The sequence below is a fragment of the Saccharothrix violaceirubra genome, from assembly GCF_014203755.1.
Taxonomy (GTDB): Bacteria; Actinomycetota; Actinomycetes; order Mycobacteriales; family Pseudonocardiaceae; genus Actinosynnema; species Actinosynnema violaceirubrum.
On record NZ_JACHJS010000001.1, the window covers coordinates 4812838 to 4832183 of the forward strand.

A 19346-nucleotide genomic window follows, 5' to 3' on the forward strand; every position below is an offset into this window, starting at 1 on the left:
GTCCCACATCCTGGGGGCACTTGGCCGCCCGCCGGGCGGGTGCCAGCATCGGATCCCGTGTCGTCCCAGGCAAGCGGGCTCAGCACGCGCCGCCACGTCGATCTCCGACGGCAGGCGGGCGCGCTCTGCACGTCGTGCCCGTGAACCGTCCACACCGGACCGTCCGAAGGGACCGCGATGTCTCGGCCACGTCGAGCGACGACCGCCTCCACCGTCCTGCGTTCGGTGCTGGACAACGGACCCGTCGCGCGCAGCACCATCGCCCGCCTCACCGGGCTCAGCGCCGCCGCCGTGACCCGGCAGTACGCCGAACTCGCCGACCTCGGTCTGTTACGCGAGGTCGCCGAGCCCCGGGTGCCGCGCGCGACGGTCGGCCGTCCGCACGTGCCCGTGGACATCGACATCGACCGGTTCGTCTGCTACGGCCTGCACATCGCCTACACGCACGTGACGTTGGCGTTGGTCGACCTGCGCGGCCGGGTGTTGCGCCAGGAGTGCGTGCCCCACGAGGGCACGTCGCCCGAGGCCGTGCTCGGCGGCGTGCTGCGGCGGTTCCCGCTGTTCCGGGAGCGGTGCGCCGACGGCCGCACGCCGCTGGGGTTCGGCGTGGCCACCGGAGGTCGGGTCGACCCCGAACGCGGCGTGGTCGTGCGGCACAGCCAGCTCGACTGGCGGGACGTGCCGGTGCGCGACGCGTTGCGACCGCTCGGCCTGCCCGTGCACGTGGAGAACCACACCCGCGCGTTGGCGCGGGCCGAACGGCTCTTCGGCGACCACGGCGACCGCAGCAGTCTCGTGCACCTGTTCGTGGGCAACGTCGTGGACGCGTCGATCGTGACCGGCGGCAGCGTGCACCAGGGACCGGGGTCGGCGGCCGGGGAGCTGGCGCACCTGCGGTTGGACGGCAGCACGGCCGAGTGCCCGTGCGGGCGGCGCGGCTGCCTCCAGGCCACGGTGTCCGACCGCGCGGTCGCCGAGCGGGCGGTCCGGGCCGGGCTCATCCCCGAGCCGTCCCTGCCGACGTTGATCGACCTGGCGATCGCGGGCGACCCGCGGGCGGTGGACCTGCTGCTCGACCGGGCCCGGCACGTGGGGCGGGCGGCCGGGCTGCTGCTGGACCTGATCAACCCCGAGGTGCTCGTGCTGACGGAGGCGGGCTCGATCGTCCTGCCGGACGAGTGCCTCGCCGAGGTGCGCCGGCAGGTCGGGGACCGGGCGGGGTCCGTGGTGGCGACGAGTTTCGGGCCCGACGTGCTCGCGGTGGCCGGCGGGTCGGTGGTGCTCGACGCGGTCTACGGCAGCCCGCACGAGCTGTGCGCGTGACGCGGTGATCACTCGAATGGAGGTGTCCGAGCGCGTGTTCCGGGGTGCCCGAGCGGAGGACTCGCGCGTTCGGGTGACCCGGTGGCGGGTCGGGGGCGTGCGGCGGCACGGCACAATGCCGGGGTGACCACAGCCATTCACCAGAGGATCGCCGGCGAGTTGGGCGTGCGGGACGGCCAGGTCGCCGCCGCCGTCGACCTGCTCGACGGTGGGGCCACCGTGCCGTTCATCGCCCGCTACCGCAAGGAGGCCACCGGGGCGCTGGACGACGCGCAACTGCGCACCCTGGAAGAGCGGCTCGGCTACCTGCGCGAACTCGAGGACCGGCGCGCGGCCGTGCTGGAGTCCATCCGCTCGCAGGGCAAGCTCGACGACGCGCTGGAGGCGAGCATCCTCGCCGCCGACTCCAAGGCCCGGCTCGAAGACCTTTACCTGCCGTACAAGCCCAAGCGCCGCACCAAGGCCCAGATCGCCCGCGAGCAGGGCCTCGAACCGCTCGCCGACGCCCTGCTCGCGGATCCGTCCCTGAACCCGCAGGACGCCGCCGCCGCGTACGTCACCGAGGAGGTCGCGGACGTCGCCGCGGCCCTCCAGGGCGCGCGGGCCATCCTGGTCGAGCGGTTCGGCGAGGACGGCGACCTCATCGGCGACCTGCGCGAACGCATGTGGACGCAGGGCCGCGTGGCGAGCAAGGTCCGCGAGGGCAAGGAGGAGGACGGCGCCAAGTTCTCCGACTACTTCGACTTCTCCGAGCCGTTCACGAAGCTGCCGTCGCACCGCATCCTGGCGTTGCTGCGCGGCGAGAAGGAGGAGGTCCTCGACCTCCAGTTCGACCCCGCCGACGAGAACGAGCCCACCGCGTACGAGGCGCGCATCGCGTCCCGGTTCGGCGTCGACGACCAGGGGCGACCGGCCGACCGGTGGCTCACGGACACCGTCCGCTGGGCATGGCGCACGCGCATCCTCGTGCACCTGGGCATCGACCTGCGGTCGCGGCTGCGCCAGTTCGCCGAGGACGAGGCCGTCAAGGTGTTCGCGTCCAACCTGCGCGACCTGCTGCTCGCCGCGCCCGCCGGCACCCGCGCGACCATGGGCCTCGACCCCGGTTTCCGGACGGGCGTGAAGGTCGCGGTCGTGGACGACACGGGCAAGGTCGTCGCCACGGACACGATCCACCCGCACGTCCCCGCGAACCGGTGGGACGAGTCGTTGGCGAAGCTGGGCAAGCTGTGCAAGGCGCACGCCGTCGACCTGATCGCGATCGGCAACGGCACGGCGTCGCGCGAGACCGACAAGCTCGCCGCCGACCTGCTCAAGCTCAACCCCGACCTGCGGCTGACCAAGGTCGTGGTGTCCGAGGCCGGCGCCTCGGTCTACTCCGCGTCGGCGTTCGCGTCGGCCGAACTGCCCGACCTGGACGTGTCGCTGCGCGGCGCGGTCTCCATCGCCCGTCGGCTCCAGGACCCGCTCGCCGAACTGGTCAAGATCGACCCGAAGTCGATCGGCGTCGGCCAGTACCAGCACGACCTGGCCGAGGCGAAGCTGTCGCGGTCGCTGGACGCGGTCGTCGAGGACTGCGTGAACGCGGTCGGCGTCGACCTGAACACCGCGTCGGTGCCGCTGCTGGCCCGGGTCTCGGGCATCACGACCGGACTCGCGGAGAACATCGTGTCGCACCGCGACGCCAACGGTCCGTTCCGCAGCCGCCGCTCGCTCAAGGACGTGCCCCGCCTGGGCCCGAAGGCGTTCGAGCAGTGCGCGGGCTTCCTGCGCATCCCGCACGGCGACGACCCGCTCGACGCCTCCTCCGTGCACCCCGAGGCGTACCCGGTGGTGCGGCGCATGCAGGACCGCGCCGGTGTCGAGCTGATCGGCAACACGACCGCGCTGAAGACGTTGCGGGCACAGGACTTCGTCGACGACAAGTTCGGCGTGCCCACGATCACCGACATCCTGCGCGAGCTGGAGAAGCCGGGGCGCGACCCGCGTCCGGCGTTCAAGACGGCCACGTTCGCCGAGGGCGTGGAGAAGATCGGCGACCTGAAGCCGGGCATGGTGCTGGAGGGCGTGGTCACGAACGTGGCCGCGTTCGGGGCGTTCGTGGACGTCGGCGTGCACCAGGACGGGCTCGTGCACATCTCGGCCCTGTCGGACACGTTCGTCAAGGACCCGCGTGACGTGGTCAAGTCCGGTGACGTGGTGCGGGTCAAGGTGTTGGAGGTGGACACGACGCGCAAGCGCATCGGTCTGACCCTGCGGCTGAACGACGAGCCGGGGCAGGGTCAGGGGAAGAAGGAACAGTCGCGCGGGCCCCGTCAGGACCGGGGCGGGCAACCGGACCGCGGTCGGCAGCAGGACCGGGGCCGGCAGGATCGGGGCCGCCGCCAGGACGACCGGGGCGCCCGACGTGAGGCGCCGCCCGCGAACAACGCGATGGCCGAGGCGTTGCGCCGGGCCGGGCTCGGCGGCTCGTAGCGAGGTGACCGCACGGCGCCATCGGGTTGGTGGGATCGCGATGGCGCCGCGCGGGTCGACGCGTACGGGCCGACGCCCGTGTCGGCAGCAGGGGCTGGCAGCAGGGTCCCGGCAGCTCCCGCATGCGCGCGGACGCCACTCGCCGAGCGGAGTCGGGTGTCGGCGGTCCGGTGTCGGGGTGGGTGCGCCGCGATCCGGGTCGGCCGTCAGGCGGCCTGGGTCAGGAGGGAGCGCGGTGGGTGACGAGGTCGACGCGGTCGTGATCGGGTCCGGTCCCAACGGTCTGGTCGCGGCGAACCTGTTGGCCGATGCCGGGTGGGACGTGCTCGTGCTGGAGGCGGCCGACGTGCCGGGCGGCGCGGTGCGGACGGCGGAACTCGTGGCGCCGGGGTTTCGCGCCGACCTGTTCAGCGCGTTCTACCCGCTGGGCGCGGCGTCGCCGGTGATCGCCGGGCTCGGGCTCGAGCGGCACGGGCTGGTGTGGCGGCGGGCGCCGGAGGTACTGGCGCACGTGCTGCCCGACGACCGGTGCGTGCTGCTGTCGACCGACCCGGACCGGACGGCGGCCTCGGTCGAGGCGTTCGGCGTCGGGGACGGGCAGGCCTGGCACGCCGAGGTCGCACTGTGGCAACGGGCACGTGCCGCGTTGCTGGAGTCGCTGCTGCGGCCGTTCCCGCCGGTGCGGGCCGGTGCCCGGCTGGTCGGCGCGCTCGGCACGGCCGAGGCGTTGCGGCTGGTGCGGTCGTTCACGCAGTCCGTGCGCGCGTACGGCGCCGACCGGTTCTCCGGCGTCGGCGCACCGCTGCTGCTGGCGGGCAACGCCATGCACACCGATCTCGGTCCGGAGCAGGCGGGCGGGGCGGCGTTCGGTTGGCTGCTGTCGATGCTGGGCCAGGACGTCGGCTACCCGGTGCCCGAGGGCGGCGCGGGGGCGTTGACCGACGCCCTGGTCCGACGGCTGGGCAGGCGGGTGGAGTGCGGCCGGGAGGTGACCGGGGTCGTGGTGGCGGGTGGGCGTGCGCTGGGGGTGCGCGACGCGTCCGGCGGTCTGGTGCGGGCGCGTCGGGCGGTACTCGCGGACGTGCCGGCGCCGACGCTGTACCTGCGGCTGGTCGGCGCCGATCACCTGCCCGCACGGCTGGTCCACGACCTGGCGCGGTTCGCGTGGGACGACGCCACGATCAAGGTCGACTGGGCGTTGTCGCGGCCGATCCCGTGGCTGGCGCCGCAGGCCCGGCTCGCCGGGACCGTGCACCTCGGCGGCGATCTCGACGGGTTGTCGGCCTCGGCCAACGAACTCGAACGCGGCCTCGTGCCGACCACGCCGTTCCTGATCATGGGCCAGATGACGACCGCCGACCCGTCGCGATCGCCCGCCGGCACGGAGTCGGTCTGGGCCTACACGCACGTCCCGCGCGGCGGGCGCTGGCCCGCCGACCGGCTGCGCCGGCACGCGGACGTGATCGAGGACCTGGTCGAACGGCACGCGCCCGGCTTCCGCGACGCGGTGCTGGGCCGGGTCGTGCAGGGTCCCGGCGACCTGGAGGACGCCAACCCGAGTCTCGTCGGCGGCTCGATCAACCAGGGCACGGCGGCCGTGCACCAGCAGCTGGTGTTCCGGCCGGTGCCGGGGTTGGGGCGGGCGGACACGCCGGTCGACCGGCTGTTCCTGGCCGGGTCGTCGGCGCATCCCGGCGGGGGCGTCCACGGCGCGGCCGGTGCGAACGCGGCACGGGCGGCGTTGGCCAGGGCCGGGCTCGCGGGCGACGCGTACCGACTGCTGGTGGACCTGGCCCACCGGGCGGTGTACTAGCGGACCCCGAGAGGCGGGCACGCCCCTGCGGGAGGCGGCAGTCGTGTCGGGTGGCGATGGCGCGGGACCACTTGAGCCCGCGGTGACCTCCGTGTGCGAGGTTCGCGAGCCCGCGCGCGGAGCCGAATCGATCATGACCACCGGGATTCCCGGGCACCGGCCGCGATCGGGGAACGGTGTGGACGCCAGGGGTGCCGGCCGTGCACGTTCGGCGTTCTAATAGCAGGGCCGGCCGAGCCCTGGAGTGTGCATGACACCACCGCGAACCAGTTCCCCCGTCCTCGTCGGTCGAGGGGCGGAACTCGGTGCGCTGATCGACGTGGTGTCCGCGCAACCGTCGGTCGCCCTCGTCGCGGGCGAGGCGGGGGTCGGCAAGAGCCGGCTCGTGCGCGAACTGCTCGGCCGCCCCGAGGTCGCGCCCCTGCACGTGCTCACCGGCTACTGCCAGCCGTTGCGCGAACCCTTCCCGTACGGCGCCGTGCTCGACGCGTTGCGCGGGGTCGGCGTTCTGCTGCGGCGCAAGGAGTTGAGCCCGGTGACCGGCGCGCTGCGCCCCCTGCTGCCGGAGATCGCCGCCCACCTGCCCGGGTTGCCGCAACGCCCCGAGGACCCCCGGCACGAACGCCACCAGCTCTTCCGCGCCACCCGCGAACTGCTGTCGGTCCTCGGTCCCGTGCTGCTGGTCGTGGAGGACCTGCACTGGGCCGACGACGGGTGCCGCAACCTCCTCCGCTTCCTGATGGCCGACCCGCCGCCGAACGCGACCGTGCTCGTGACCTACCGCCGTGAGGACGCGCCCGGCGGCATGCCGTTGGGCAGCGCGTACCGACCACCGGCGGGCGTGCCCGGCGCGGTGCTCGAACTGGCACCGCTGGACGTGGACCAGGTGCGCGAGCTGGCCGCCGCGATACTGGACGTGGACGCCGTGCCCGCGCGGTTCGCCGCCCGGCTGCACGAACGCACGGCCGGCATCCCGTTCGTGGTCGAGGAGATGGTGCGCGCGGTGCGCGGCCCGGACTGGGGGCTGCTCGACGAGGTCGAGGTGCCGGCTCTGCTGCGCGACGCCATGGCCGAGCGCCTGGCCCGGTTGCCGCGCACCGGCCGACGGCTCGCGCAGGCCGCCGCCGTCCTCGGAGTGCCTGCCGACGAAGGACTTCTGGCCCGTGTCGGCGCGGTGGAGCCGGACCGCGCGCGGGCCGCGTTGACGCACGCGTTGCAAAGCGGCGTGCTGTACGAGACGACGGACGTGCGCTACGGCTTCCGGCACGCGTTGGCGCAGCAGGCCGTGTACGACACGTTGACCGGTCCGGAGCGGCAACGCCTGCACGTGCGGGCGGTCGCCGCACTGTCACACGTGACGCCCCGCCCGTACATGCAGCTCGCCGAGCAGAGCCGCCGCGCGGGCCTGCACGCGGACTGGCTGCTGCACGGCGAGGCCGCGGCGGACCGCGCCCAGGAGGTGGGCGAACCGGCGACCGCGACCAACCTGTACCGGCGACTGCTGGACGAGGCCGCCCTGGAACCGTCCGATGTGGACAGACTGGCGGTGAAGCTCGGGCAGGTGGCCCGCGGCGGCATCGACCAGCACGACCCGCGCGCGACGCTGGAGCGGCTGCTGACCGATCCCCGGCTGTCCACGGCGGCCCGCGGCGAGGTGCGGCTGAACTTCGGCTACCTGCTGATCCGGCAGTTCGCGGGCGTCCGGCAGGCACGGGCGCAGATCGAGGTGGCCATCGAGGAGTTGACGTCGCGACCGGACCTGGCGATGCGCGGCGTGACCGTCATGGCGCAGCCGTTCGTCGGGGACACCCCGGTGCGCGAACACCTGCGCTGGATGCGGCTGGTGGACGACTTCATCCGCGAGTGCCCCCAGGACGACGTGCGGTTCTCGCTCCTGGCCAACGAACTCGGGTCGCGGATGAGCATCGGCGAGCACGCCGTGCTGTCCGAACTGGACGAGCTGCCGGAGACCTCGGCGGACGTGGCCACGCGGCGCCACCTGGCGCGGGCGAACTGCAACCTGGCGGACGCGTGCGCGTTGGTCGGCCACTTCGACCTGGCCCGTCGGCTGCTGGACCGGGGGCTGCGGCTGACCGTGGGCGCGGGCGTGCCGTTCACCGCGAGCACCGGCCAGTCGACCAGCATCCACCTCGACTGGTACCGGGGCGAGTGGGGCACGCTGGCCGAGCGCGGCGCGCGCCTGCTGGAGGAGTACCGCGAACTGCTGCCGGTCGCGGCCGAGATCTCGTTGGTGCTGGGCTCGCTGGCGGTGGCGCGGGGCGACTGGCCGGACGCCGAGCGGTACCTGGCGGACAGCGGGGTGCGCGACGTGGAGAACTCGATCACGCCGGTGGCCCTGGGCGGCTTCGCGGCGCTGGCCCGGCTGTGCCTGGCCCGCGGCGACGTGCCGGGTGCCTGTGCGGAGGCGGACCGGGGCGTGGACCTGGCCCGGCGCAAGGGCGTGTGGGTCTGGACCGGCGAACTGGCACCGGCCGCCGTCGACGCGTACTCGGCGGGTGGGCGGGTCGAGGACGCGGTGAAGCTCGTCGAGGAGATGAGCGCGGGCGTGGCGGACCGGAACGCGCCGTTGGCCGATCTCGGTCTGCTCACCTGCCGGGCCTACCTGGCGGACGAGCCGGTGCCGCTGCTGGAGTCGGCACGCCGGGCGGCGGACGCGTTGGTGCTGCCGTACCACTCGACGCTGCTGGTGGAGCGGATCGCGTTGCACGCCTTGGCGAACGGCGACGCGTCGGCCCTGACGGAGGTGGCCGACCGCTTCGACGCCCTGGGTGCGAGCAGGGACGCCGCGCGCTGCCGTCACGTGGTGCGCGGTACCGGCGCCTCCACGCCTTCCCGACGGGGGCGGCGGGGGTACGGCAACGCCCTGTCGCCGCGTGAGCGGGAGGTGGCCCGACTGCTGGCCCAGGGGCGGACGAACCGCGAGATCGCCGACGTGCTGTTCCTGTCGCCCCGGACGGTGGAGCAGCACGTGGCCCGGGTGCTGCGCAAGCTCGGCGTGGCCTCCCGCGCGGACCTGCGCGCCTGACGCGCGAGTCCTCCACTCGGACACCCTGAAACACGCACTCAGGCACCCCGAAACACGCACTGGAGCACCGTGGACCGCATACTCGGGCACCCCCGGACACCCGCTCGGGCACGTGGGTCGCACGTGCCCGAGCTTGCGTGTCCGGCAGAGGACGCCGCGGGTCCGGCGGGAGTCCTCAGAGGTAGGAGCGTTGGCCCCAGGGCATCGCGGCGGCGAGTTGTGCTCGGCGACCGATGTCGAGCTTGCGGTAGATGCGGGTGATGTGGAGTTCGACCGCCCGCGTCGACACCGAGAAGTGCTCGGCGATCTGGCGGTTGGTCATGCCCTCCAACATCATCAGCGCGATCCGGTGCTCATGCGGTGTCAACGGCTCGCGGGTGCGCGAGTCGGCGCTCTGCCCGTCGCGCGGCCGGACCATGCCCGGGACGCGCTCGCCCTCGGGCAGACCCAGCAGCACGTGCCACTGCCGGATGCGCACCTCGGCGATCGACTGCGACCGGACGTACGGGTCGCCACGCACGAGGTCGCGCGCCGCTGCCTCGTCGGGCACCTGGCAGATGAGCAGCACACCGGAGCCGTCGGCCCACGGACCCGTTCCCACCAGCACGCCCTGCTCGGCGAGCGGGCGCCAGTATTCACGATGGGCCAGGTGAATGGAACGACGCACCTGGCGCGCATCACGAAATGTCAACTCGACGGCGAAAGCCACTGGACTGATCCCCATTTCATTCCGCGGCCGACTTTTTCGCCACTACTCAACTGTGGCCCTAATACACTGTCAAGTGAGACACCTCACACGGCCTATTCGACTCCCTGATGGCCCTCATAGCGCCTTGGTGAAGAAGTGCTCCGCGTAGCGGCCCGCGGAGTAGCGCTCGACCTCCGAGTAGCCGTGTCGGGCGTACAACGCCCGCGCTTCCACCAGGTCCGTTCGCGTATCGAGACGGATCTTCGTCGCTCCCCGTGACGACGCCGCGCGCTCGACGGCCATCAGCAGTGCGGCTCCCCCACCGGTGCCGCGACTGCTCCGTTCGACGTAGAGCCGTTTCGACTCGGCCATGTCCGGCGTCACCAGGCGAAACCCGGCGCAGCCCGCCGGTCGCCCGTCGTGGTGGCCGACGAAGAAGCCCACCAGGTCGTCGGTCGGGTCCTCGGCCAACGCCGTGTCGACGTCCGCCGAGGTCGCGGGCCTGCCGTAATAGCGGCCGACGATGTCCGACAGGTACGCGCGGACGAGGCCGGCCGCGACCGGGTCCCCGGGCGCGACCCGGTGGACGGACCAGGAAGTCATGGGCGCATTCTGCGGTCCGATAGGCCATTCGGGCACGGGCTTATCCGCATGCCCGACGCGTGTAAGGTCCGGCCCGTGTCTGAGGGACAGGTCCGCGTGGAGCGGGACGTTGCGGGGCTCGCGATCCTCACATTCGACGCTCCCCCGCTGAACCTCTACACCGCCGATCTGCACGAACTGCTCGACGGCGCGCTCGGCGACCTGGAGGACCGGCCCGCCCGCGCCCTGCTGGTCCGCGCCGAGGGACGCGTGGTCAGCGGCGGCGTCGACGTGAACCTGTTCGCCGTGCAGCACACCGTGACCGGCGCGAAGCTGCTGTTCGACCGGATGATCGACCTGCCGGACCGGGTGGCCGCGCTGCCGTTCCCGACCGTGTTCGCCGCCCACGGGGTGTGCCTGACCTGGGCTTTCGAGCTGGCGCTCGGGTGCGACCTGATTCTCGCCGCGCGCGGCGCGACGTTCGGCCTGGTCGAGAAGGTGATCGGGTTGACGCCGGCCATGGGCGGCACGCAGCGGCTGGCCGCGCGGGCGGGTGTCGGCCGGGCCAAGGAGGTCGTCATGACCGGCGACCGGTTCGACGCCGCGACGCTGGAGCGTTGGGGCGTGGTCAACCGCGTGCTGCCCGACGAGGGCTTCGACGACGCGGTGGTCGCGTTCGCGCAGGACCTGGCGGCCGGGCCGACCCTGGCGCACGCGGCCACGAAACGCGTGCTCGCGCACTACGAGAGCGGCGGGGTCGCCGAGGCGGACGAGCACGTGCCCGCGATCGCGGCCGGGCTGTTCGACACCGAGGACCTGCGCGGCGCCGTGCGGTCGTTCCTGGCGGACGGGCCGGGACGGGCGACGTTCGGCGGTCGCTGAGCCCGACCTCGATGCGGTCGCCGGGCCGGTCGGGACCGGACGGCTTCAGCGCGGGTCGTAGACCTTGGTGCCGTACCAGGCCAGCGCGGACCGCAGCTCGACCAGGTCGCGTTCCCGCCGTTTGCGGTAGCGCTCGTGCGACACCGGGTACACCCGCAGGCCGCCGCCCTTGTGCTTGGCGAAGCTACCCCGTCCGAGTGGCTTCGGGACCCAGCCTGCGCTGGTCAGGTGAACGACGACCCACGGCCGTGCGCGGTGCGTGTCGATGTGCACCCGGGACATCGCGTACCACGGGACCCGGGTGGTCTCCTCGCCGTTGGACAGGGTCAGCCCCTGCGGACCGACGTCGAGCTTGAGCTGCGTGCGCACCGAACCGACGAACAGACGTGCCGCGGCCAGCACGAACACCAGGAACACCACCAGGGCGGCGGCGCGGACGGCCGGGTGGGCGTCCGTGCCGGCGCCGGCCACGGCCGCGCACACGGTCGCGGCGACCACGTTCACACCGGTCCAGGTCAGGCCGACCACCCGCGAGGTGTGGAAGGACTTGCCCGTCGCGGTGACCTTGGCCGGCGTCCGTTCGGCGGTCCGGCGCCGGGGCGGTGTGGGCGCGGGACGTTCCTCCACCAGCACCCTGGTCGGCGGACGGCGTTCGGCCGCCACGCGCGTAGGCGGTTTGGCGTCCAGCCGGCTCAGCTCGGTGTGCCGGGCCTCGACCAGGCTCCGGATCCGCTCGGGCAGCCACGACGGCTCGGCCGACGGCGGGCCCACGAGTTCCAGCAGGCGGGACGGCGTGAGCCGGTCGGCCGGGTCGCGGGCCAGGCAGGGCTTGATCAACGGCGCGAGACCGGGCGGGATCCGCGCCAGGTCCGGGTCCTGGTGCACGACCCGGTAGACGAGCGCGGACGTGGCGCCCTCGCCGAACGGCCCGGCACCGGTCGCGGCGTAGACCAGGATCGAGCCGAGGGCGAAGACGTCGCTGCGGGACGTGATCTCGGCACCGACGACCTGCTCCGGGGACAGGTAGCCGGGCGTGCCGAACACGATGCCGGCCTCGGTCAGCGCCGAGTGCTCCAGCGCGCGGGCGATGCCGAAGTCGATGACGCGCGGGCCGTCCGCGGCCAGCAGCACGTTGGACGGCTTGAGGTCGCGGTGCACCAGACCCGCGCCGTGGATCGCGACCAGGGCCTCGGCCAGGCCGCCGGCGAGGCGACGCACCGCGCGTTCGGGCAGCGGGCCGTGCTCCTGGACGGCCTGCTGGAGCGTGGGGCCGGGCACGTACTCGGTGGCCATCCAGGGGCGTTCGGCATCCGGGTCGGCGTCGACGACCGTGGCGGTCCAGAAACCGCCCACCGAGCGGGCCATCTCGACCTCGCGGCGGAAGCGCTCGCGGAACTCGGAGTTGTCGGCGAGTTCGGGCCGCGCGACCTTGACCGCGACGGGACGCCCGCCACGCGAGCGGGCCAGGAAGACCGACCCCATCGCGCCGCAGCCGAGGCCGGCCAGCAGCAGGTAGTCACCGATCCGCGATGGGGCGTCCGGGGGCAGTGGCTGCACACGACCACAGTAGAGGCGTTCCAGGGGTGGGCAGGGGCGGTCGGCCGGGATCGGTGTCGGGCGGGCCGGCGTGGATTCCGTCCGGGGACCGGGGGTGAGCTGCGCCGGGAGGGTGTGCGGCGACGTCGGGAAGGTGTCGCAACGCACAACCCCCGGTGTCCGGACGCGGAACGTGCGGGTCGAGGGTCACCTGTTCGGAGGTGTCCGAGTGTGTGTTTCGGGGTGCCTGAGCGCGTGTTCCGGGGTGTCCGAGTGGAGGACTCGCGCTACTTGGTGGAGGTCAGGGTGAGGAGTTCGGCGGCGCGGGAGCGCCAGGAGTACTGGAGCACGGAGGCCCGCAGCGTCGCGGCCGGACGGAGGCCGCCGGAGGTGAGGGTGGTGCGGATGGCCGCCACGAACGACGCGTGGTCGGTCGTGGCGCGGACGCGGTCGGTGTAGGAGGCGAGTTCGGCGAAGTCCGTGCTCACCACCGGCAGGCCCAGGGCCAGGTACTCCTTGAGCTTGATCGGGTTCGAGTGCTTGATCCAGTTGTTGTCCAGCCACGGCATGATGGCCACGTCGAACGCCGAGCCGTAGGCCGGGATCGTGTCGTAGGGGCGGAAGCCCAGCCAGTGCACGTTGCCGTACTTGTCGAAGCGCTCCATCGGGTGGTTGGCGTCGCCGATCAGCACCAGGGACGCCTGCGGCAGCTCGGCCGCCACGCGTTCCAGCAGGTCGAAGTCCACGACGAAGTCGTCCAGCGCGCCGAAGAAGCCGATGCGCGGGCCGTCGATCGAGCGGATGTCGTCGGGCCAGTCGAAGTCGGGTCGCGCGGTGAAGTGGTCGACGTCCACGCCGTGGTCGAGGAAGTGCGCGCGCTCGCCGGTGCGCGGCGCCTCCTCGTCCATCAGGGCGTGGCTGACGTAGACCACGTGGTCGGAGTTCTCCAGCAGCCGGTGCTCCAGGGTCTCGATCGCGGTGCGGTCGGCCTCGGGGAAGTCGGAGTGGCGGTCGGAGCGGTTGAACACCAGGCGGTGGCGGCGCATCGGCTGGACCACGTCCCACGCGGTCGGGATGGTCACCATGATCACCGGCAGGTGGATGCCCAGCGCGGTCGCGACCAGCTTGACCTGCGCGCGCACCAGGACGGCGTTGATCTTGCGCAGCAGTGGCGAGCCGTAGAACGGCAGCGGCAGCGGGGACATCACGTAGAAGTTCTTGTGCGGGCGGCGGACGAACTTGGCCACGCTGCGCAGCTTGCGCAGGATGCGCCGGGACACGTGCGTGCTGTTGCCCCGCGTGGGCATGCGCATGCCGATGCTGTTGACCACGAGCACCTTGCGGCGTTCGGCCATGGACAGCATGAGCTGGAAGTCCGAGTGCGCCCGGTTGTGGTACCACCAGTCCTGCGCCGAGAAGCAGATCCAGCCGTCCTCGCGCGGGCCGTCGGGGCGGGCGGGCCAGCGGCGCCAGCGGAGCAGGTCGGCGAGCGCGCGGCGGTGCTTGGTGTGGCGGGGCGCGCGGAGCAGTTCGTTGAGGACGACGACGAGCCACATGAGCAGGGCGGTCGCCCGACCGTTGCGTTCACGCACCATGCGGACGCGGTTCGTGGTGGCCATCGACCACAGCAGCGGGGACGTCGACTGCTCGCCGCCGAGGTGGACCGCCCGCGCGCGCGGCTCGTACCTGATCGCATAGCCCTCGCGGCCGGCGCGGAGCATGTACTCGGTCTCCTCGGAGTACAGGAAGTACCGCTCCTCCACCGTGCCCAGCGCCTCCCGGCACTCCCGCGAGATCAGCCAGGCCGCGCCCGTCGCCCACTCGGTCGTGCCCGCGCCCTCGTAGCGGCGGGGGTCGACGACGAGTTCGCCGAGCGCCGCGACCCGGCCCGCCCGCGTCCCGCCGAGCAGGGCCTCGCCGAGCGCGCGCAACGGCGTGGGCGCGCGGCGCAGCGAGAGCTGGTGGCCGCCGTCGGCGTCGCGCAACCGGGGCACGACGATGCCGGTGCGCTCCTGGTCGAGGGCGGCGAGCAGCAGCGTGATCGCGTCCGGCGCGAGCCGGACGTCGGGGTTGAGCACGAGGATGTCGCAGTCGGGCGCGGCGGCGAACCCGGCATTGACCCCGGCCGCGAACCCGTCGTTGGAGACGCGCGCCACGATCCGCGCGTCGGGCGCGGTGCGGCGCACGACGTCGAGCGTGTCGTCGGTGGAAGCGTTGTCGACCACCACCACCCGACCGTCCGGAACGGACTCCAACGCGACCGCGACCGAGCGCAGGCAGTCGGCGACCACGTCGGCGCTGTGGAAGGTCACGACGACCACGGCAAGGGGCACTTCAGTTCTCCCTGGAACGGTGGGCGCACGGGACGCCCCGGTGTGGGCGGCGGAAAGACCGTCGTGGGTGGCGGAGGCGGCGGGACCGGTGGTCGCCGGCACGTGGACCGCCGACGTCCGGACGCCCCGTCGCGAGCGTAGGTGGCGTGCCGTCGCGGTGGGACGATCGCCGCGCGGGACCACCGACCCGTGCGACGAATTTCACGACGGGGGCGAAGGAACTCCGACCAGCGACATTCCACGTGGGACGGAACACCCTCGCCGTCCCGGCCGGACTCCCGTCGGGAGGGAAGGCCGCGGCAGGCGCGGAGGGAAGTCCGGGATGAGGGCCGAGATCGGAACGAGAGCCGAAATCCGGACGAGCCGGCGAGAGAGTCCGCATTCGGTCGGACGACAGGGGGAAGTCCCGAACCGGCACGGATCGGATGGCACCTCGGACGAACGTGACGCGGGAGTGGCACAGCGGACGCCCGACGAGAACGAGGCCGGACACGGCACCGCAGGCACCGAAGTCGGCGGTGACCAGGCGGCCGACGAACCCCACGTCGACGAAGCCGCGCGAGGCAGAGTCGGCGGCGCGGCCCGACGTGGTGGGACCGGAAGGGATGGGGTGGTGGGCTTCAGGGCGGTGTGGTGCGGAGGTCGAGGTGGGGATGGTCGCCCGGGTGGGGCATGGGCGGCACCCGGATGTCGGAGTGAGGGCCGGGAGGCGCTCACCGGCTGCCGGCTTGGTCCGCAGGGGCGTGGTGGCGCCGGTGTGGGCCCCGAGGATCGCCGAGGTTCGCGGTCGGGCGGGGTCGAGGGGGCCACGGGATCGGCCGGGTTCGTGCGGCGGTGCGGGCGTGCCGGATCGAGGGGTGGGGCGTGATCGTGGAGTTCGGTGGGTGATCGGGTGCCGTGAAGTCAGGTGTGGGGCGTTGCCCGGAATGGAGGTGCCGGGGATTTCCGTTGTCGGAACAAGGGGTTCGGACGGGGGCGCGGGAATTGCCCCAGCGGCTTTTTCAGGGGTGATGGTGGCGCGGCGGCGAAAAATCGCGGTGTGGGCGGGGTCGAAGTGTGGCGAATTGGCGATTCGGGGAGCGCCGGGCACCTCAGCCGGCCTTGTTGTCGCGGCGGGCTCGGGAGCGCAGCGCCTGGGCCAGCAGGCGCAGCGCGAACGGAAGGTCGTCGCGCAGGTAGCGTTTCGCCAGGCGGCGGGGCTCCAGGGCCAGGCGGTGCAGCCATTCGCCCCCCAGCTTCTGGACGGTGCTCGACGCGCGCTTGAACTCGCCGGCCGCCATGGGGATGCCGGCACCGCAGCCCAGGAACCAGGCGTCCGGCAATTCCGCGCGCAACCTGCGGATCAGGAGTTCCTGTTTCGGGAATCCCAAACCCACCAGGACCAGGTCCGGGTTCGCCTTCGCCACCTTCGCCACGGCCTCGGCCGTGCCCGTCTCGTCGCGGTCGAATCCGAACGGGGGCGAGTCCGTGCCCGCCACGCGCAACGCCGGGTACAGCGCCACCAACGCCGCCGCCGCCTTCTCGGGCACACCGGTGTCGCCGCCCAGCAGGTACACCGAACGCCCCTCCCGCGCGGCGGCCTCGGACAGCGTGTAGACGAGCGAACTGCCCGTCACCCGCTCCGGCACGTCGACGCCCGCCAGCCGACCCGCCCACACCACGGGCATGCCGTCGGCCACGACCACCTCGGACTCGGCGATCAGGGCGGCCAGCGACCGGTCACGGGTCGCGGCCCGGACGATGTCCACGTTCGCGGTGACGATCGCGCCGCCGTCCCCGCTGCGCCAGGCGCGCACGACGTGATCGGCCACTGCGGACTCGCGGACGGCCCACACGTCGACGGCGCCCACTCGAACGTGGGACGGAGAGAACTGCGGCATACCCGCGACATCGGGGCGGCGAGGGTCGCCGTTACCCGGTGGTCGAGCGAAATCCGTGCGTTCATCGGCTCTGCCTCCGGCGGGGGCGGATCGGGCGGGACCCCTTCATTGTCGAACTGGTGTTCGACAATGGGCAAGATCACGATCGGGTGGTCGTGACCGCCGGGTAACGGTCACCGCAGGTGACCGATATCGGGAGCATGTACGTCGCATCCGTACGCCCGTCCGAACGCATCAAGGGTCGGGTCCCGGGCACCGTTCTCGCCCTCGGCACGGTGAGCCTGCTCACCGACGTCTCGGCCGAGATGATGACCGCGTTCATGCCGGTCTACCTGCTCGTCACGCTCAACCTGAACTACGCTCAGTTCGGCGTGCTCGACGGCCTGTACACGGGTGCGACGGCCGTCCTCCGCCTCGTCGGCGGCCACCTCTCCGACCGCACCAACCGGCACAAGGCGGTCGCCGCCGTCGGTTACGGACTGTCCGCGGTCACCAAGTTCCTGTTCCCGCTCGCCGGCACGTCGGCGTTCGGCATCGGCGCCACGATGGCCGCCGACCGGGCCGGCAAGGGCCTTCGCAGCGCACCGCGGGACGCGCTGATCTCGCTGGCCACTCCCCCGGACCGGCTCGGCGCCGCGTTCGGCGTGCACCGCACCATGGACACGATCGGTGCGCTGCTCGGTCCGCTGATCACGTTCCTGCTGCTGCAGCAGATCGGCATCGTCGCCGGACCGGTCTTCGCGGTCAGCGGCGCGTTCGCGATCGTGGGCCTGATCGTGCTCATCGCGTTCGTCCGCGAGCACCCGAAGAAGCCCGACCGCGGCCCCGCACCGGCGATCAGGGCCGGGCTCGCCCTGCTGAAGGACAGGAAGTTCCGCCGGGTCGCCATCGGCACGGCCGTGCTGGGCCTGGCCACGCTGTCCGACGCGTTCGTGTTCATCCTCGTGCAGAAGGCCACGGCCGTCCCCCTGGGCCTGCTGCCGCTGATGCCGCTGGGCACCGCGCTGATCTTCCTGGCCGCCGCCACGCCGCTGGGCCGCCTCGCCGACCGGATCGGCCGGTGGCCGGTCTTCCTGGGCGGGCACGTGCTCCTGCTGGCCGTGTACGTGATGCTCCTCGCGCCCGGCAGCGGCTACCTCGGCGTGGGCGCCGCCCTGCTGCTGCACGGCCTGTTCTACGCGGCCACGGACGGCGTGCTGTCCGCCCGGGTGAGCCCGCTGGTGCCCGAGACCCTGCGCGCGTCCGGCCTGGCCGCGGTGCAGACGGGCCAGGCGCTGGCCCGCCTGGTGTCCTCGGTCGCGTTCGGCTACCTGCTCGAGAAGGCCACGTTCCACGCGGCCGTCCTCGCCGCCATCGCCGCGCTCGTGGTGTCCGTCCTCGTCGCCTGGCGCCTCAAGTAGCCCCGAGCAAGCGAAAGGCCCGTGCGTCTCGCACGGGCCTTTCGCTTGGAACGGCGATCAGAACCGGATGAAGCCGTGGGTCGAGACCGCAGCGTGCAACAGGTCGCCCGCGAAGCCCGCGGTGTACCCGCGCAGCAGCGTGGAGAACCCGACCAGGTACCGCACGGTCGCGTCGCACTGCGCCTTGCCCGCCGAGTTCGTGACGGCGGTGCACAGCGGGTGCCCCTTGACCGACAGGAACGTCACCTGCTTGCCCACCACCGGACGCCCGGTGTGCGACTCGGTCAGCGTGGCGTTGAGGCCGCGCACGGTCATCCCGTTGACCCGCAGCACGAGCGACGACGGCAGACCGGCCACGACCTTCGTGGGCGCGGCCGGGACGGCGTGGATCGCGATGCCGACCGGGTTCACGCCCACCGGCACCGTGCCGACGACGGCGAGCTTCGCGGTGTCCACGATCGACACCGAGCCGCTGGTGAAGTTCGTCACGTACGCCCGCGCACCGTCCGGCGTCAACGCCACGCTGATCGGCCGGTCGCCCACGGCGACGACGCCCAGCGACTTCAGGCCGTTCACGTCGAGCACGGACACCGAGTCGTTCTCGCTGTTGGTCACGTAGGCCCGCGAACCGTCCGGCGAGATGGCCACGCCGTGCGGCACGAAGCTGACCGGGATGGTCCCGACGACCGCGTTGGACGCGGTGTCCACGACGGCCACGTTGTCCGAGAACTTGTTGACCACCAACAGCTTGCGACCATCCGGCGTCACGGCCACGGCCGTGGGCGTGTTACCGGTCGCGATGTCGGTCACGACGGTGTTGGTCGTGGTGTCCACGACGGTCACCGTGCCCGGACCGGCCACGTCGTGCGCCACGTACAGCTTCTTGCCGTCCGGCGTCAACGCCACGCCGTCGGCGTTCGCGCCGACCGCGATGGTCTCGGTGGTGGTCGCGGTCGCCGCGTCCACCACGGACACCGTGCCCGCGCGGTAGTTGCTCACGTACACGAAACCACCGGACGGCGACACCACGACACCCGCCGGACCGTCGCCGACCTGGACGGTCGCGTCGATCGTGTTGGTCGGCGTGTCGATGATGGTGAGGGTGTTGTCCCGCACGTTGGTCACGTAGCCCCGCGCGCCGTCGAACGCGACGCCCACGCCGTAAGGCGAATTGCCGCCCGAATCAGTGAGAGTGGCGCCGATCGCGTTCGAGGAGGTGTCCAGCACGGACACCCCGCCGCCGTTGTTCGCCACATAGCCCAGGACACGGGCCGGCGCGGCGGACGCCGTACCCGTCGGCACGAGCAGCAGGGCCGCTCCCAACGTGACGGCGCCGGTCACCGCGCGCAACTGTCCGACCACTATTTCTTCTCCATCCACTCAGGACT

Annotated in this window: 13 protein-coding genes; 7 read left to right on the top strand and 6 right to left on the bottom strand. The window is 72.7% G+C overall.

Annotated elements, in window-relative coordinates; translation table 11 throughout:
- Positions 1 to 57: 57 nt before the first annotated feature.
- The 5 genes from F4559_RS36815 to F4559_RS22155 all read left to right on the top strand — a co-directional run bounded on the left by F4559_RS36815 (position 58) and on the right by F4559_RS22155 (position 8657).
- The gene (locus F4559_RS36815) at positions 58 to 144 is read left to right on the top strand and encodes a putative leader peptide (protein WP_376774722.1); all 87 of its coding nucleotides are present in this window, start codon (positions 58 to 60) and stop codon (positions 142 to 144) included.
- Positions 145 to 225: 81 nt separating this feature from the next.
- The gene (locus F4559_RS22140) at positions 226 to 1323 is read left to right on the top strand and encodes an ROK family protein (protein WP_312865764.1); all 1098 of its coding nucleotides are present in this window, start codon (positions 226 to 228) and stop codon (positions 1321 to 1323) included.
- A 123-nt stretch (positions 1324 to 1446) separates the two neighbouring features.
- Complete coding sequence (locus F4559_RS22145; protein WP_184671578.1) at positions 1447 to 3798, top strand: Tex family protein; 2352 nt, start codon at positions 1447 to 1449, stop codon at positions 3796 to 3798.
- 235 nt (positions 3799 to 4033) lie between these two features.
- Positions 4034 to 5611, top strand: coding sequence for a phytoene desaturase family protein (locus F4559_RS22150; RefSeq protein WP_312865765.1), 1578 nt, complete (start codon positions 4034 to 4036; stop codon positions 5609 to 5611).
- A gap of 250 nt (positions 5612 to 5861) precedes the next feature.
- Complete coding sequence (locus tag F4559_RS22155) at positions 5862 to 8657, top strand: ATP-binding protein (protein ID WP_184671583.1); 2796 nt, start codon at positions 5862 to 5864, stop codon at positions 8655 to 8657.
- A 175-nt stretch (positions 8658 to 8832) separates the two neighbouring features.
- On the opposite strand, the gene F4559_RS22160 is transcribed toward F4559_RS22155, so the two are convergent.
- A complete protein-coding gene (locus F4559_RS22160; RefSeq protein WP_312865766.1) occupies positions 8833 to 9324 on the bottom strand; it encodes a LuxR C-terminal-related transcriptional regulator in 492 nt (163 codons plus the stop codon).
- A gap of 156 nt (positions 9325 to 9480) precedes the next feature.
- On the bottom strand, positions 9481 to 9948 hold the full coding sequence (locus tag F4559_RS22165) for a GNAT family N-acetyltransferase (RefSeq protein WP_184671587.1): 468 nt from the start codon (positions 9946 to 9948) through the stop codon (positions 9481 to 9483).
- Between the two features lie 48 nt (positions 9949 to 9996).
- Here F4559_RS22165 and F4559_RS22170 point away from each other — a divergent pair, with 48 nt between their 5' ends.
- Positions 9997 to 10809: an enoyl-CoA hydratase/isomerase family protein gene (locus F4559_RS22170; RefSeq protein WP_184671589.1), complete on the top strand. Its 813-nt coding sequence runs from the start codon at positions 9997 to 9999 to the stop codon at positions 10807 to 10809.
- A 45-nt stretch (positions 10810 to 10854) separates the two neighbouring features.
- Here F4559_RS22170 and F4559_RS22175 read toward each other — a convergent pair whose 3' ends face one another.
- From F4559_RS22175 to F4559_RS22185, 3 genes are all read right to left on the bottom strand, one after another.
- Positions 10855 to 12366: a serine/threonine-protein kinase gene (locus tag F4559_RS22175; protein ID WP_184671591.1), complete on the bottom strand. Its 1512-nt coding sequence runs from the start codon at positions 12364 to 12366 to the stop codon at positions 10855 to 10857.
- A gap of 266 nt (positions 12367 to 12632) precedes the next feature.
- Positions 12633 to 14678, bottom strand: coding sequence for a glycosyltransferase (locus F4559_RS36510; protein ID WP_184671593.1), 2046 nt, complete (start codon positions 14676 to 14678; stop codon positions 12633 to 12635).
- Between the two features lie 1091 nt (positions 14679 to 15769).
- Positions 15770 to 16528 (bottom strand): WecB/TagA/CpsF family glycosyltransferase, encoded by a 759-nt coding sequence (locus F4559_RS22185; RefSeq protein WP_312865768.1) that lies wholly within the window; start codon positions 16526 to 16528, stop codon positions 15770 to 15772.
- 230 nt (positions 16529 to 16758) lie between these two features.
- On the opposite strand from F4559_RS22185, the gene F4559_RS22190 reads away from it, so the two are divergent.
- Positions 16759 to 17958: an MFS transporter gene (locus tag F4559_RS22190; protein WP_184671597.1), complete on the top strand. Its 1200-nt coding sequence runs from the start codon at positions 16759 to 16761 to the stop codon at positions 17956 to 17958.
- A 57-nt stretch (positions 17959 to 18015) separates the two neighbouring features.
- On the opposite strand, the gene F4559_RS22195 is transcribed toward F4559_RS22190, so the two are convergent.
- Positions 18016 to 19320, bottom strand: coding sequence for a beta-propeller fold lactonase family protein (locus F4559_RS22195; RefSeq protein WP_312865769.1), 1305 nt, complete (start codon positions 19318 to 19320; stop codon positions 18016 to 18018).
- Between the last annotated feature and the right edge of the window lie 26 nt (positions 19321 to 19346).

Coding starts and splice junctions, on each gene's coding strand:
- F4559_RS22155 (WP_184671583.1), top strand. CDS start 5,862: ATGACACCACCGCGAACCAGTTCCCCCGTCCTCGTCGGTCGAGGGGCG.
- F4559_RS22165 (WP_184671587.1), bottom strand. CDS start 9,948: ATGACTTCCTGGTCCGTCCACCGGGTCGCGCCCGGGGACCCGGTCGCG.
- F4559_RS22170 (WP_184671589.1), top strand. CDS start 9,997: ATGCCCGACGCGTGTAAGGTCCGGCCCGTGTCTGAGGGACAGGTCCGC.
- F4559_RS22190 (WP_184671597.1), top strand. CDS start 16,759: ATGTACGTCGCATCCGTACGCCCGTCCGAACGCATCAAGGGTCGGGTC.